Annotated in this window: 14 protein-coding genes; all 14 read left to right on the top strand. The window is 36.4% G+C overall.

The window, feature by feature from the left end:
• Positions 1 to 7: 7 nt before the first annotated feature.
• The 14 genes from QYZ68_RS05740 (at position 8) to QYZ68_RS05805 (ending at position 13730) form a co-directional block, all read left to right on the top strand.
• Positions 8 to 577 carry a DUF792 family protein gene (locus tag QYZ68_RS05740; protein ID WP_301384706.1) on the top strand — a complete coding sequence of 190 codons (570 nt, stop codon included), beginning with the start codon at positions 8 to 10 and terminating at the stop codon, positions 575 to 577.
• Positions 578 to 598: 21 nt separating this feature from the next.
• Positions 599 to 1399, top strand: a complete 801-nt coding sequence (locus QYZ68_RS05745) for a hypothetical protein (protein ID WP_301384707.1) — start codon at positions 599 to 601, stop codon at positions 1397 to 1399.
• A 61-nt stretch (positions 1400 to 1460) separates the two neighbouring features.
• Complete coding sequence (locus tag QYZ68_RS05750; protein WP_301384708.1) at positions 1461 to 2402, top strand: DUF693 family protein; 942 nt, start codon at positions 1461 to 1463, stop codon at positions 2400 to 2402.
• Complete coding sequence (locus QYZ68_RS05755; protein ID WP_301384709.1) at positions 2386 to 3003, top strand: DUF777 family protein; 618 nt, start codon at positions 2386 to 2388, stop codon at positions 3001 to 3003. The genes QYZ68_RS05750 and QYZ68_RS05755 overlap by 17 nt, the downstream gene beginning before the upstream one ends.
• A gap of 280 nt (positions 3004 to 3283) precedes the next feature.
• A complete protein-coding gene (locus QYZ68_RS05760; protein ID WP_301384710.1) occupies positions 3284 to 4411 on the top strand; it encodes a hypothetical protein in 1128 nt (375 codons plus the stop codon).
• Between the two features lie 193 nt (positions 4412 to 4604).
• Positions 4605 to 5606, top strand: coding sequence for a hypothetical protein (locus QYZ68_RS05765; RefSeq protein ID WP_301384711.1), 1002 nt, complete (start codon positions 4605 to 4607; stop codon positions 5604 to 5606).
• A gap of 129 nt (positions 5607 to 5735) precedes the next feature.
• Positions 5736 to 6650: a hypothetical protein gene (locus QYZ68_RS05770; RefSeq protein WP_301384712.1), complete on the top strand. Its 915-nt coding sequence runs from the start codon at positions 5736 to 5738 to the stop codon at positions 6648 to 6650.
• A gap of 22 nt (positions 6651 to 6672) precedes the next feature.
• Positions 6673 to 7641 (top strand): hypothetical protein, encoded by a 969-nt coding sequence (locus QYZ68_RS05775; RefSeq protein ID WP_301384713.1) that lies wholly within the window; start codon positions 6673 to 6675, stop codon positions 7639 to 7641.
• 149 nt (positions 7642 to 7790) lie between these two features.
• Positions 7791 to 8720: a hypothetical protein gene (locus tag QYZ68_RS05780; RefSeq protein ID WP_301384714.1), complete on the top strand. Its 930-nt coding sequence runs from the start codon at positions 7791 to 7793 to the stop codon at positions 8718 to 8720.
• Positions 8721 to 8906: 186 nt separating this feature from the next.
• The gene (locus QYZ68_RS05785) at positions 8907 to 9659 is read left to right on the top strand and encodes a hypothetical protein (RefSeq protein WP_301384715.1); all 753 of its coding nucleotides are present in this window, start codon (positions 8907 to 8909) and stop codon (positions 9657 to 9659) included.
• Positions 9660 to 9906: 247 nt separating this feature from the next.
• Positions 9907 to 10668 carry a hypothetical protein gene (locus tag QYZ68_RS05790; protein ID WP_301384716.1) on the top strand — a complete coding sequence of 254 codons (762 nt, stop codon included), beginning with the start codon at positions 9907 to 9909 and terminating at the stop codon, positions 10666 to 10668.
• A gap of 647 nt (positions 10669 to 11315) precedes the next feature.
• On the top strand, positions 11316 to 11906 hold the full coding sequence (locus QYZ68_RS05795; RefSeq protein WP_301384717.1) for a BTA121 domain-containing protein surface lipoprotein: 591 nt from the start codon (positions 11316 to 11318) through the stop codon (positions 11904 to 11906).
• Positions 11907 to 12231: 325 nt separating this feature from the next.
• Positions 12232 to 13281, top strand: a complete 1050-nt coding sequence (locus QYZ68_RS05800) for a hypothetical protein (protein WP_301384718.1) — start codon at positions 12232 to 12234, stop codon at positions 13279 to 13281.
• Positions 13282 to 13448: 167 nt separating this feature from the next.
• Positions 13449 to 13730 carry a hypothetical protein gene (locus QYZ68_RS05805; protein WP_301384719.1) on the top strand — a complete coding sequence of 94 codons (282 nt, stop codon included), beginning with the start codon at positions 13449 to 13451 and terminating at the stop codon, positions 13728 to 13730.
• The last annotated feature ends 178 nt before the right edge of the window (positions 13731 to 13908 follow it).

Consider the following 13908-nt stretch of genomic DNA (forward strand, 5'->3'; position numbering starts at 1 on the left):
AGCTTGTATGTTTAGCATGCTAGAGAAAACAACACTACTTATTAAGGAAATTGTTAGTCAAATCTTAAGTCTCTCAAGTGCATCTAACTTTATTGCGCTCTTCCCACGGCCTGATTTTAAGGGCTTGGGGTATCTTCCTCAAGTTTTTTTTGTATTTCCTAAGAAAGGATCTGTTGAAGAGTATTTAACCAGCATTAGTAGCCAGAGGGCTATTATTAATCCTGCAAACAGGCGCAGTGAATTTGTTAATTATAACGTTACGGCAAACCCAGAAGTCATTACTCTAAATAATGCAATACTTTCATCTCTTTATGAGAAGGTTTTGCTTGACAATTTAAAGGCCACACCATTTGCAAACAGTGTGTTGGAGTTTAATTCTAATTTCGTAAAGATGCAGTTTAGAGAAAGATTTAAGACGGGAGCTTATTACACAATATATGGCCCTTTTATAGGCTTTCATGAGACAGCTATTATTAATTCCTTGAGAATGAAGAGCACTCCGTTTATTGATGAGTTAGATGTTAGCTTACAGATTAAAGTGGTCAAAACTTTTAATTTTTCAAACTACAAAGGTTAGAATAGGGTTAGGAGAATATTTATGGTTAAGGTTGTATGTATATTATTGTTGTTAAATTTAAATCTCATTGCCACGGTACCCACAAGGCCCTTTAATTTCAAGAGTTGGAATTTTCAGCAGGATGTTGAAGATGCATATGGTTTAAGCTATGAATACAAGGAAGGTGCCTTACTTAAGACCGCTGATTCCACAAGGTATCGTAAAGCCGACAGAATTTTAAAAAAAATAACAGAACTTGAGAATTATTATGAAAGTCTTTTTAGTTTCATAAGAGATAATCTTTTTTTCAAAGTAGAGGCTGAGTTTTTAAGAAAAGGAGACCAGCATAGTGATGATGATATTTTCCTAGAAGTTGACCACAGGTTGCAAGATGTCATAGAAATCCCCATGGATAAGCGTCTTGGTAAGGAAAGATATAGGCTTTTAAATTTTAGTAATAGAAACCTAATTGAGAATCCCGATTACACCAAATTGTTTATTAATGTACAGATTCAAGAGATTGATTTTTTGGAAAATTATATTACTCGTAGGCTTGGTATAAATTTAAATATCCCAGTCGAGAGGGAAGTTCACGCAGGATCTGCTAGCAACAGCAGACCAGTCAACACAAGACCAGCTGGTAGTAGCAGACCAGTCAACCAAAGATCCAGTGTCAGAGTAAGGCCATCATTTAACGCAAGACCATTTGGTAACAACAGACCTACAGTTAACCAAAGACCTGCTGGAAGCACAAGACCTTCTGGAGGTGGTGGTAGGAGACCTACAGTTAATCAAAGACCTGCTGAGTACAAAAGACCCCTAGGGGGGAGAGACGCTTTATAGCTTTGGATAACTTGAATAGAGAAAACATGTTCTGTTCAAGAAGTTAATAAAGGAAATATTTATGTTGCTGTTTCAGTATAACTTTAAAATAGAATTTTACAGTGTAAGCAAGGGTGCTCTAGGATCCAGACCCAAGCTTGTAATAGAGACAAAAAATGGAGCGCCTCTTGTTAACATTTTAATTAGTAATGAATATTCCGATGTAAGCTCAATGCAATGCAAAAAGGCACGACTGCAGTTTTTTAATATGCCTTTAAATTTTAATAAGTCTTTAAAAATGGGAGATGTTGTCAAGATTTATTATGGAAAATTTTCTTACGAGAATAGTATAGATTATAAGTTCATTATGGCTGGCTACTTGGGAGCGCCCATTGATTTTGATTTTGAAAATGGTGATTTTATTTGTGAATATGAAGTCTACCTTATATTAAAAGACACATTTTTAAATACAAAACTTACTACTAAGAATTTTTACGGTAAATCGTTGGAAGAGGCAATAAAGACAGTATTTAAAGATAAGGCCGTTATTTATATTAGTAGGAGAGACAGAGAACGCATCATAGATAAGAGTTTTTATGTATCAACTCTTAAAGAATTTATAGAAAAACTTATGGGCAGATATGTGCATTCAATATTTGTTGATGCTGGAGATTTAACCGGAGAGCCTGACACTAGGTTTATTTTTATCAACTTTAATGCATTAAGCGAGGTTAAAAGATTGTATGGAAATTTACAAGACTATGCGCTCTTATTTATTCCCCAAAAGGAAGTAAGGGTATTGGGTCAGTCTAGTTTTAATTTTTGGAACGCCACACTTCTTTTTACAGACAAGATCAAGGTAGGAGACGGAGTTCAATTTGTGAATCGATATGGGGAAATTGTAAGGGCTGTTGTGCAGGAGACCAGTGCTCATTTAACCAATGTAGGAGATTGCACACTGAAATTGAAACTCTACGATGAATCTAATGAACTAGGCGAGGTAGTGTATGAATCGAAATTATGATGTTTGCAAAAGCTTGGGTAGTTTAAGCAATAACTCCCCAGCGGAGGAAGTAAGGCAATATTTACGTGAGAATGTCTTTATTTGCAGGGTTGGAATTATTAAGCAGTTTGATTTTAAAACTCAGGAGGGAGTTGTTTTGATTGAAGAATACGAGGGTTTAGGTATTCTGACGCGTAATATTTCAAATCTAAGGCTTTCCCTTAAACAAGGTGATAGGGTAGTATTGCTTCAAAGTAGTATTAATATCTTCAACGAATCGGACAATAACTATTTTGATAAAAACTATTTTTATATCTTAAATGCCATAGATCCTGAATATGCAAGTATTAAGATAGACAAATATAGCATATCTTCAAAAGAGCTCGATATTAAAAGCGAGCAGTTAGATCTTAACGCTAGGAATGTAAGTCTTGAGGGGGAGAGCATTAAGACTTCTGTTAAGTCTTTAGTTATTGAAGCTGACAATATTGCCTTTAAAGGAAGAGTGTATATTAACGGTAAGTTATTTGAAAGTCACACACACGGATCTGGTAGTATTGTCTATGTAAATTCAGCAGGAACCCCTACCCCTGTAACGGGGAATACTTCGGGTGTTTCCTAGACTTGATATTGCCTAATTTTTAAGTTTAAGAGCCTGGTCAAAAAAGAGCAATCTTGTTATTCCTAAAGGCAGTATCAATATTGCTCTTCTTCTAGCTCTTGCAGGCTTGCATCAGCTTCCTGTTAACAAGAAGCCTAATCCTAATCTTTAAATCTAGTAATACTAGTTTGCGAATAAAAATCTCAAATATGGCTAAATAGAGTAAAAATACAGTACATTTTAAGATGTATTATACATTTAGTCACAATACAAAATAATAATGAAAAAAGGAGGATATTGAATGAAAAAGCTTGGGGTACTATTATTTGCCTTGCTTTCTGTATTAGTAGGATGTAGACAAGAAGGAAGTAGTCTTCTGAGGTTTAGTAAATTTTTCAATGCAGAAGATAAGGCGGGGAAAGAATCAGATACAGAGGAGAAGGAAATAGAGGGAATTGATACAAATAAAACCGATGTAGCAAATACAAATTCTTTAGAAGCAGATCTAGCAGATGAAGAGGATCATGGTAAAGGAGGCGCACTAGGAGATAAGGGAAGTACTGTGAGTGAGACAGGTGCTATTCCAGATTCAAAAGATGCAGTAACTGCAGATGCATCTGTGGTAGACACAGATGTGCAAGATGCAGTAAATAACGTTGTCCCTGTGACTAATGTTGTACCCGTAGTAGACACTACAAAAGGAGAGGAAGTAGCAAAGACAAGTTCTTTAGGAGCAAATCAAGTAGATGAAGAGGAGAGGAGAAAGCAAGAAGAAGCAAAGCAAAAACAAGATGCATATCTGGAGCTTGGGCGAAAATTAAATGAATATAAGGCAAAACTTGAGAGGGCTAGGGTTGCTTTTGAAGCAGGAAGGCATTCATTTAATGATTTGCAAGACAGACTCGACAAGATGGGGGGTGTCTTTATGGATTTTGGATACTACAATACCCCAGAGAAAAGGAATTATATTTATGCGTCTTTCAATTATGATGCTAATGAGATTAAACAGTTTGAGGAAATATTTGTTAAATTACCAATCAATAGACTTGACCTAGGAAAATTCGATGATCAGTTTATTGCTAAAAAGCTAATGGAGTTAATAAATCTCATTGGTGTTGCTACTCATAAGGTATTAAATGAGAGTTTTTCAGACGCTAATTTGCTCAGACTTAAGAACAATCAAGACGCAACAATTGTTCCCACAGCTAGCCGTCATTTGGATGATTTTATAAGTGAAAGAGAAGCGTTAATAGGGAAGCTTAAAAGGCATTTATCATTAGCAGGAAATAAGAAGTATGATGAAGCATTGATGCGGGAAGAGTTGATTAAGATTACTGGTAGCAAAACAGCTGGTGGCAAAACAGATATACAGAAAGCAAAGACAAGTTTCTTTAATTTAAGAAGACGTATTGAAAAATTATTGAAATAGGGTAGGTTGAAAATAGAGGAAGTTGAAATGTCAGCTTTCTCTATTTAATAAAGAATATTAAAAAATTACCTATATTTAGTAGGGTTTAAAAATTAAGATTAGATTAAATCTAATATATACTTAAATTAATTTTAATATTATAATTAATCTATTAATGAAATGGTGAATAATTTCTTATCGAAGGGAGAATTTCATGGGAAAGCACGTATTAATATTTTTTATGTTATTTACCTTACTAATGGGCTGTGGGCAAGATGTTAGCAGTAATAATGTTCAGGAAGAAATGGAAGATGAATATTTAGACGAAGAAGATGATGAAGAGGAGGAGGAGGTAGAGGGGGCAGAAGAAAAAGACGAGGAGACGAAAGAAAAAGCAAAGGGAGAGATAGAAGAAGATTTAGACGAAGAAGACAGCTATGACGATGAGATAGAAGAAGAGGCAGGAAAAAAAGACAAGAAAGACGAGATGAAAGAAGAAGAGGCAGGAAAAAAAGACAAGAAAGAAGACGAGATGAAAGAAGAAGCAAAGGTGGAGATAGAAGATGAAGAGGAGAAAGAAAGAGAATCAGAAGAGAGAATGGCGCAAGGAATTTATCTTGAGCTTGAAAGGAAATCGAGAGGGTACCGAGCAGAGCTTGAAAGAGATAAGCTTATATTTATTTCTGGTGGTCAGTCGTTTCCTGTGCTTGTAAACAAACTAAAAGGAGTTGGATCCAGTTATGCTAATCCAGGGGAGATGAATAAAATTTATGCAGGGTTAGGTTATGATATTGATTCCATTAGAAAACTAGAAGAATCATTCCCAGGATTTACAATCTCTATGTTTGGAGACAAAAGCGGTACGGTGTTTATTGTCGCTTCGTTTTTAACTTTGTTTGTAGATATTAACTCCTATACTCAAGAAATGTTAAATGAATCCTTAGGAAATTCGAATTTGGCTAAAGCTAGAGGTATTAAAAAGCCTGCAATGATGAATTTAATTATGCAAAAGCTGGATGAATTTATTGTTAAGAGAAAAGAGCTATTAGAAAAGATTAAATCCGGCCTGTCGAAAATGGAGGCAAATAAGCACAATAAATCATTAGTTTATGATGAAATGCAAAAGATGACAGGAGGTGGTTTAGGTTTGAGTGCAGAATGCGCAAGGTTAGGAAAAATTTCAGAAGATATTAAAAAGTTAATTCAGTCTAGGTAAATAAGGGGGTTTATGACTTAAGTGCGTAGTGGTATTAGATTAAATCTATTATATAATTAAATTAATTTTAATATGATAATTAATCTAGCAGTGAAATGGTACGCAGTGTTTTATTGAAGGGAGAATTTCATGGGAAGGTATGTGTTAGTGTTTTTGGTATTAGTTACTATATTAATGAGCTGTGGGCAGGATAGTAGCAAAAGTAATACTCGTCAGTCAGAAGGCCACAAGATAAGTGGGCAAGTAAAAGAAGAAGGTGATGAAAAAACAGAAGAAGACCAGGTTAGTGAAGAGAACGACAGTGTAGATCTAGAGGACGGCAGTAAGAAAGCAGAAGGTGAAGTAAATCAGAAAGGTAGGAGCAAGGAAAAGAAAGTTAAGTACAAGATTAAATTAAAGGAAGGCAGCCAAATAAAGATGGTTTATGATGACCTTTTGAGTAATTTGGAATTACAAAGGACGGAGTTTAAGAAGGCTAAGGTCGCATTTGCCAAATTGAAAGCTCAGGAACAATCTCAACTTTTTGTGGATCCATTTATAAGACATATCCCTAATGTTTCAAAAGAAAAACAGGAAAGAATACTAGATAAAATATATTCAGCGCTAGGATATGATGTATCAACTATTAGAAGGGTTGGTGAAACATTTAATCAGTTGATTAATTGTGAACCTGCTATTAGTAGTGGATTAATAGTAAGGTTAGAGCATTTATCAGAATGGAATCATGAATACTTAATTAGTCTTTTAACGGAAGAGATTCTATATAGGATCAGTAAAGATAAACTAGAAAGAGTTGAAAGCATTAATCAAAGTTTTAAGAATTTTGTGCAAATCAAATCAAATTTCATACAAGCGATTGAAGAACTGGGAAGAAAAGGCATAGGCAGGAGGGGAAATAATAAATTATCACAGGAGGGGCTGTGTAAGGTAATAGGATCTGATAACACGACAAAGATTCGGGATTTATACGATAGGCTTAGCCGAATCCGAAGGGGATTCACAGTTTTAGTTAATTTTTTCAAAAGTAGTAATTTTCAGCGTTGAATATAAGAAGGAGGATAGTGAAATGAAAAAATACAGGATATTACTCATATTACTAGTTATGGTTATGAGCATAGTTATGAGCTGTGGGCAACAGACTACTGGCAAGGGCAAGGTAGGTGGCAGAACTGGCAGGAAAGGTAAGCTTATTGCAGGCAACAAAAAAAGACCTAATCAAAAGGAAAATATAGAAGAAGAGATAGAAGAAGGTGCTAGTAGAGACGGGAAGAAGATGAACGGAGGGAAAAAGGGAGGCCGTGAGAAGGGGAAAAATGCCGTTGCTTATGAAGCCTTCAGGGAAAGAGTAAAGGCATACAGGGCAGTGCTTGCGAAGGATAGGAGTAAATTTGCGGCAAGTAAGCATGCATTTCCTGATGGTTTAAATAGTAGAAATTCTGTCTTAGCGGTAATTAATACTGGCAAAAATTCATTTCCCAATCTTTTAGAAATTGTTGGAATTAAGATCAGTGAATCTGCTTTCCAAAGATCAGAGGACGTAGATGATCTTTATGCTTCCCTGGATTACGATGTGGCTTTAATTTCAAAGTTAGACGGGGTATTTTCTAAACTGCAGAAGAAGATTGTTGGCAGCAGTAGTCTTAATGAAACGGAAATGGTGGTTAAGGGTTATAGGACTAATATTGCTAGTATTTTGCTGGCAATGTTGAGTAATGAAATCGGACGCTTTAATCGTTTGGTTTTAAATGAACATTTTTCAGACAAAAACTTGGACAAGATGGAAAGTAAAGGTAACCTGGGAAACATTATTACAGCCAATGCGCTTCTGGACACGTTTATGGAAAAGAAAGCAAAAGCAATGAAATTAATTAAAGAACAGATTAATAGAGCATCGAATGCTAAAAAGGAAGAAGATATATATTGGGAAATATCAGAAGCAACCAAGCCAGGTAATTTAAATGTTCACAATGCAGTTGGTCTTATGATAATCGAATACAATAAGATCTTAAAGTTTTGCTCTGGATTAGGGGATTAGTAAATAAGGGCGCAAAGTGGATTGATGTTGATGCTTACTAGTGGTAATAGTGGCATTGGATCTTGTTAATTATGCAAAACAAATGCGCCCTAACGTTCAGGCTTAACGCAGGCCAAAGATAAGTTAATTGGTAGAAGGAGGATAGTGAAATGAAAATGTACAGGATGGTGCTCATATTGCTAGTCATATTTATGAGCTGCGGGCAACAAACGACTGACAATGACAAGATTGAGAGCAAAACTGGCAGGAAAGGTAAGCTTATTGCAGGCAATAAAAAAAGACCTAATCAGAAGGAACTGAAAGGAAAGATAGACGAAGAGATAGTAGAAGTAGATAAGAATAGAGATGAAGGGAAGATAGAAAAGGGCACTGGTAAGGGAGAGAAGGTAAAGGATACGCTTTACGAAGCCCTTAAGAGGAAAGTGAAGCCATACAGGTCAGTGCTTGCGAAGGCTAGGAGTAAATTTGTGGCAGGGGGATATGCATTTCCTGATGGTTTAAATGGAAGAGAGGTTGTTAGAAACGAAATTGAAAGAGGAGAGCGCGCGTTTCCTAATATTTTAGATATGCTTAAATATAGAGATGATTTTCAAACCTCAGACCAAATAGATAAATTTTATGCTTCCTTGGATTACGATGTTAGTTGCATTACAAAGTTAGAAGAAATATTTTCTAAATTACTGACAAAGACAGATCGTGGGCACTTTGATCCTTCTACTAGAGAGTACAAGGTTGCTTATGAATTAATAGATATGATAAGTGATATTGGATACTGGAATACAAATATCCTATACGTGAAGTTGTCGGATGAAAGGTTAAATAAGATTGGGAACAATGAGGACCTACCCTTTCTTGCTGAAATCAATGAAAAGCTAGATAAATATATGGAGGCAGAATCAAAATTAATAAAATTGATTAAAGCGCAGATCCATGAGGCTGCGGGGGCGAAGAGTAAAGATGATATGCGCGAGGAACTTCATAAGGCAGCTGGTTACAAACAGAAAAACGAAGATGCAATAGTTGAATATCAATCCACTAGCGAAGAAGCACTGCATTTTCTAGATAGGTATAACATTTGAGGGCTAGTGTTGGGTGGTAATACTGCGGTGCGATTTGGTAATAAGATTCGTGAATGTCTAGTGAATGTCTTATTGCCAAGACGCCACTTGAACTTACATATGAAACTGTATTTTGTCTTTATTTATCTGTGTTACAATAACATGTGATGATTATTAATTTATAGTAATCATTGTAGGAGGATATTTATGAAGACATTCAGCATAATAATGTTTGTATTATTTGTAACGCTAGCAACAGCCGTAGCTCATACCCAAACGGTAAGTGTGTCACAGGGGAAGACAACGAAAGCGGCAATGAAAGCATCTGATGAATTGGGGATTGAGAGGGAAGCAAGGCAACGAGCTTATTATGAACTGGAGAAGAGCTTACGTGAATTAAGAGAAGAACTTACAGAAGAAAAGAATGAAATGACGGGATCATTTACTACTCTTGAGTCTAGGATCAGGGAGTTGCCAAAAAATATGCAAATAGGCAAGGGAGATAGTGATGCTGAGAGATTAAACAAAATTTATGCAGGCTTGGGGTATGATTCAGAATCTATTGGAAGGGTAGAGAAAATACTGGAAAAGTTAGCAGTAACCGGTTCTGATAGAGATGTTGCTTATAAGTTATTAAACCTGTTATATGGAATTGGAAATTTTACTCATCAAATCGTAAATGAGTATTTGGGGGAAGCAGGCCTGTATAAGCTTAGGGACAATAAAAACATAATAGACATTAATGATATGTTTAATGAATTTGTTATCTTAAGAGAAGAAGTTATTGAAAGAATTGATGATCAAATAGAGGTAGCTGTATCACAAAAGAATTCTAAGCAGAGAATGTTAGCGGAATTGAGTAAAGTTACCAGAAGCAATGCAGAAGTTTATAAAAAAGTATACGGAAGACCAAACTCTCTTTTTGAAATGCAAAAAGAGTTTGAAAGATTAATTAAATAAACATTAATAAAAGAATGTAGAAGTCAAATAAAACGACATCTACATTCTTAAAACATACCAAAAAGCCTCTAGAGAGGCAAAATCACGAAAAACAAGAATTAATTAAAAACTTTAAATAATATAAAGTTGACAAAACAAAATAAAACTAGTACAATCTAGAACTATTATAAATATGTATCAGTAGCATTAGATACTGCATACTAAAATGGATGATTATTTAATTAATTATCTAGAGGAGGAAGATTATATGAAAAAATTTGAAATAACAATGGTTGTATTGTTTACCGTTTTAATGATAAGTTGTGGGAATGATTTATCCCCAGAAAACCTACATAACCTACATAAAGAATTAGGGAGTGAAAACCATGAAGAAAAGGTTGAACAGCCGGTAGTTACAAAAACCCCAGAGCAACATCATCCGGTGGTAATAACACCTTCAGTGCCAACAGCCAAGGAAGCAGCATTAGAAGCAAAGAAGGATGCAATCAAGAAGAGAGTAGAAGGTGGAGCAAGTGTATTTGAAGCACTAGCGGATGAAGCGAAGCAAAATGCAGCCGCAGCAGCGTTAGAAGCAAGGAAGGAAGAAATCAAGAATGCAATGAAAAAAGATGGAGCAAGTGTATTTAAAGCACTAGCGGATGAAAAGAAACAAAGGGAAGCTGCAGCAGCATTAGAAGCAAGGAAAGAGGCAGCTAAGAATGCAGTGAAAGGTGGAGCAAGTGTATTTGAAGCAGTAGATGAAGCGGGACAAAAGAAAGCTGCAGCAGCAAAGCCAGTAGCATCAGTTCGACCAAAACAGCAGGCACAAGTAGCGCCTGCTGTTCCAGCAGTAAAGCCAGCAACAGCAAAGGTAAAACAATTACCATCATTGCCAGCAGGTCAACAAAAGATGATGTCAGGTGTGTTTCAAAGATTTGTAAAACAACAACCAGCGGGGACAAGCCAGCAATCAGGGGGAGTAGGCTCACAAACAGTGGTATCAGCACCAGTTGTGTTTGACGTGAGTTAGGTTCAATATAGCTACTTAACGTAGCTTTGGGTAAATAAGCATATTAATTTGAAAAAAAGAGAGGTCACAGAACATGGCTTCTCTTTTTACAGACAAAAACACCTCTCTTGATTAAACATGGGCAAGACTAAGCAAAAAACACAAGACTACCAAGTGCTTCTGCAAAGAACCAACCAAACCCAATATCAAACCAATGTTTTACATATTGCTAAAAAGACACTTCAAACTTTTAGCACCACCGCGTGTTGCAGACGCAAGTAACTACGGGAGTGAGCACACTTCTTCTGACCAAGCCCATCCCACTAACAGACACCCATTGTTCGATCTTGAATAATATGTAGGACAACCTCACAACGCTCTGCGACATTTCTCCCACAGCGGGTTGTGCTCACCAACACGAAGACACTACCAAGCATCGCGTCCCTTAAATTTACGGTTCCAGATAACCCAAGTTCCCTCAAGCACCGAACCCCAGACAATTATAATATAGATTGCTTGAATAACAAAGAAGGTATATTGCCCTGTCCTATTTTCTTAGCTTTTAACTTTTATATAAAGGCCTTATGATACAATTTAACCCGTTTTACTATGAATATTTTCTTAATAATTAAATGATATATATTTCTTATAGAAGGAGAAATTAAGTCATGAATATACGAATTTTTAAAAGTTTAATTCTAATATTGGTATTTATGTTCTTTGGTTGTAAGGACATAAAAGACGCTAAAAATATAAGTTTATTAGATGATGATGAGGAAGATGCGGAGGAGCTTGATTTTGAAGAAGACGAGAACACAGTAGAAGGTTTAATTGCAAAATATCAACTTTCTTCTGTAGAAGGACATGCAGTTCAATATTTAAAGAGTGTTTTAACCAATCCACTTATTGCAAAAGATGTTGTGGGTGTTAAGAATTACACAGAAGAGGAATTTCATGAATTTTTATTAATATTGGGTTTAAATAAAACTAAGGAAGCTATTGCGGATATAGTCGTGACCATGAGAGCACGGGACGAGGTACAAGACGCAATATATGACATGGCAGACGATCATCCACAGAAACAAAATTTGGAGAGCCAATTGAAGGAAAAGGAAGAAGAATATTTAAGAGATTTAAAAATTTCTTGTAGTAGTGACGAGGGGTATGAAGGGGCATACATAGCTTTAAGAGCTAACAGTAGTTCATTTTTGTTTAAAGCACTCAAGGGTCAAATAGATGACATCTTGAGCAGCAATTAAGTTTAAAGGGCAGCAGAGGCTAATATTTGCTGCCCCTTATTAGAGTCGGTAGCTTCTTTATCGCAGATACAGATCTTGAGCGAGGAAGATAATTTAATAAGGCAATAATGTCTCCGTATTAAAGTTGGGGAGATTTATTAAAGCTAATCCGAGTCCTGTTTGAGAATCTAGACCTAGTGATGGTGCTTGGCTACAGCAATTAGCGAGGACCAAAGTGCAAATTTTAACTTTAAGTGTTTTTCGAAAGTCACCTAATTCGTTATGAAACTTAGGTTTTTCAACGATGTTGTAGTAGAATTGTCCATTAAAGAGGAGGTGAATGCCGATGAATAGAATTTTTTTGTTCGCAATTTCCCTGGGTTTGCTGAGTTGTGATGTCGAGTCTCTAAGAAGGACCAAGGAAGTGGCGGGTGAGGTTCGATCTATTTTGGAAAATGGTGGTGAGATTGAATTTGCGGGATATGCTGATGTAACAGTAACTAAAGAGAAAATAGACGGTGTGGAAGTTGCTGTTTTATCAGGAAGTGCCGGGATAGGTGTAATTTCTGATTCAGGCGACTTTGTCGAAGTAGCTGTGGCGGGCTCAGGCTCTGTTAGTGCATCAGGTAGAGTAGAAGGCCAAGCGGTTGTTTCAAGTAAGGTTGAGACAGAAAAGGGATCAACAGGTTCAACAAATGTTTACAGCAGTGATACTTACGGGACAGTGGCGCCGGTGAGTGGTTACAATGATGCAACAGAGATAACAGAGGATACAGCTGGTACGGAGTCCTTGGGAGGATATTCTGGAGAGAGTAACCTTATAGAAGAGGAATATTATGGTTCACCAGGATTTGGTATTTCATACGGAGGGGTGAATGCAGTTGTTGAAGAAGATGAGTATGATCCTTTGAATGAAGCCAAAGCAAGTGTGAATGAGTCACTTAAGCTGGTTAAAAAGCTAGCAAAGGATTATAATTTGTTCAGTTATTATCAGACTATAAAGGGTGATACTAGGAGACTTGGGGAATACAACAAAAAGAGAAAAGCTGCTGAGGAGGCGTCTAAATATACAAGAGAACGCTTGGATGGAGATTTAGATGGTCTTTTAGCTTCTGTTAAGAAGGGATTGGACGCTGCAAACGCTGGTGAACGGGTTTACAAGAGCAGTAAGGCAAAGGATAAGTTGGGTAAGCTTACTAATGCAAAGAAACAACTGGTTGAGCTTGAAGAAGAGGTAGAAAAGTTTGTTGGGGAAGTTAAGACAGGCCAGGAGACAGATCAAAGTGCATATGGTACTCAGAATGGGACTCGTCAAGGGAAGCTTTTGACAATGGAAGAGTCTTTGAAGAAAGTGAAAAAATTGCTGTATGGCTCTAAGAGCGGTCAGCAGAATTAACGATTAATCTTTGTTTGTAAATTTATTTATGCTTAAATGAGGACAGGCTGCTCTAGGGTGGCCTGTTTTTTTAATGGGTACATTCATCCTAACCCCTTGCTGGTTTAGGTTTAGTTGGTTTGATAAATAAATGGTTTTGGAGTACTATACTTTTCAGAGGTTAAAATATGAGAAGAAGACAACAAGGCAAGTTTTTTTGTGTGAGTATTATTTTACTATCAAGTATCTTAAGTTGTAATTTATCTGCTAGGGATGAATTTGGAAGGGTAACAGGAGAGTCTAATACCGTTTCAGAGACGGATGTTGTCAGTTCTAGTTTTAAAAGACCGATTGCAGGTGGGAAAGGTACTAGGAAAGTGACGAATGAAAGTGTTAGGAGTAGCAGTACAAGGCGCAGTAGTAGTAGGTCAACTACAGGTTCGGCTTCTGTTAAGGTGAACACCCAATAGGCTGAATGCCCCTCTTAGGATCTACAAAGCAAAGACTAATGCTTTAGTGACAAGCTAGTTAGCAGTAAGACGATAAGATAATAAAAAAGTCCCACTAGCTTAAACTAACAGTTCAGTGGGACGTTGCTTAAAATCGATTTTAAAGCTTAAATTAAAGCTTAAACAAAGAGCCGCTGCG

It is taken from the genome of Borrelia sp. P9F1, from assembly GCF_030436115.1.
Taxonomy (GTDB): domain Bacteria; phylum Spirochaetota; class Spirochaetia; order Borreliales; family Borreliaceae; genus Borrelia.

Bases quoted from the DNA above. Each gene is read 5' to 3' on its own strand.
- QYZ68_RS05740 (WP_301384706.1), top strand. From the start codon at position 8: ATGTTTAGCATGCTAGAGAAAACAACACTACTTATTAAGGAAATTGTT.
- QYZ68_RS05745 (WP_301384707.1), top strand. From the start codon at position 599: ATGGTTAAGGTTGTATGTATATTATTGTTGTTAAATTTAAATCTCATT.
- QYZ68_RS05750 (WP_301384708.1), top strand. From the start codon at position 1,461: ATGTTGCTGTTTCAGTATAACTTTAAAATAGAATTTTACAGTGTAAGC.
- QYZ68_RS05755 (WP_301384709.1), top strand. From the start codon at position 2,386: ATGAATCGAAATTATGATGTTTGCAAAAGCTTGGGTAGTTTAAGCAAT.
- QYZ68_RS05760 (WP_301384710.1), top strand. From the start codon at position 3,284: ATGAAAAAGCTTGGGGTACTATTATTTGCCTTGCTTTCTGTATTAGTA.
- QYZ68_RS05765 (WP_301384711.1), top strand. From the start codon at position 4,605: ATGGGAAAGCACGTATTAATATTTTTTATGTTATTTACCTTACTAATG.
- QYZ68_RS05770 (WP_301384712.1), top strand. From the start codon at position 5,736: ATGGGAAGGTATGTGTTAGTGTTTTTGGTATTAGTTACTATATTAATG.
- QYZ68_RS05775 (WP_301384713.1), top strand. From the start codon at position 6,673: ATGAAAAAATACAGGATATTACTCATATTACTAGTTATGGTTATGAGC.
- QYZ68_RS05780 (WP_301384714.1), top strand. From the start codon at position 7,791: ATGAAAATGTACAGGATGGTGCTCATATTGCTAGTCATATTTATGAGC.
- QYZ68_RS05785 (WP_301384715.1), top strand. From the start codon at position 8,907: ATGAAGACATTCAGCATAATAATGTTTGTATTATTTGTAACGCTAGCA.
- QYZ68_RS05790 (WP_301384716.1), top strand. From the start codon at position 9,907: ATGAAAAAATTTGAAATAACAATGGTTGTATTGTTTACCGTTTTAATG.
- QYZ68_RS05795 (WP_301384717.1), top strand. From the start codon at position 11,316: ATGAATATACGAATTTTTAAAAGTTTAATTCTAATATTGGTATTTATG.
- QYZ68_RS05800 (WP_301384718.1), top strand. From the start codon at position 12,232: ATGAATAGAATTTTTTTGTTCGCAATTTCCCTGGGTTTGCTGAGTTGT.
- QYZ68_RS05805 (WP_301384719.1), top strand. From the start codon at position 13,449: ATGAGAAGAAGACAACAAGGCAAGTTTTTTTGTGTGAGTATTATTTTA.